This is a genomic window from Protofrankia sp. CiP1_Cm_nod2, assembly GCF_920664355.1.
GTDB lineage: Bacteria > Actinomycetota > Actinomycetes > Frankiales > Frankiaceae > Protofrankia.
In genome coordinates this window covers 22,526-22,989 of the sequence record NZ_CAKKTL010000028.1, presented here as the reverse complement: position 1 = coordinate 22,989, position 464 = coordinate 22,526, and the positions used below count along the sequence as shown (strand labels likewise).

Below are 464 nucleotides of genomic sequence, written 5' to 3'. Positions count from 1 at the left end.
CCGGTTGGTCACGCACACCCAGCCGTCGACCACCTTCTCCGGGCCGAGCGGCTCGTACCAGGACGCCCCCCGCTGCTTTGACGTCTGCAGCGGCGCGTGCCCCGGCTCCTGGCCGGGCCCGGCGAGCGCGCGCACCCACCAGAGCTGGAAGTCGGGCTCGTGTCTGTCGTCCCGGCGGTTCCACCGGTGATGCTGGACGAGCTGGATGCGCGCCCGGACACGCGTGCCGTGCCTGGGCCGTGAGCCGTCCGGCATCATGATGTTGAAGTCGGTCTGGGCCGCGGTGCGGCCACGGACGTTACGCGCGCCGCCCGTCGTCCAGTAGCTCGGCAGCCAGGCCGCGTGCATGGGTGAGCCGTGGCGGCCCTGATGGCCCGCGGGCGTCGTCCCGGGAAGCAGCTCGATCTCGGCGGTGTCGCCGTTGCCGATCACTCGTGCCGGGATGGACGCGAGCCCGTCGCGGG

At 73.3% G+C, this 464-nt stretch carries 1 pseudogene; it reads right to left on the bottom strand.

The features are described 5' to 3' along the window. Window positions 1-464: pseudogene (locus NBW84_RS05095) on the bottom strand (hypothetical protein); the annotation flags it as partial.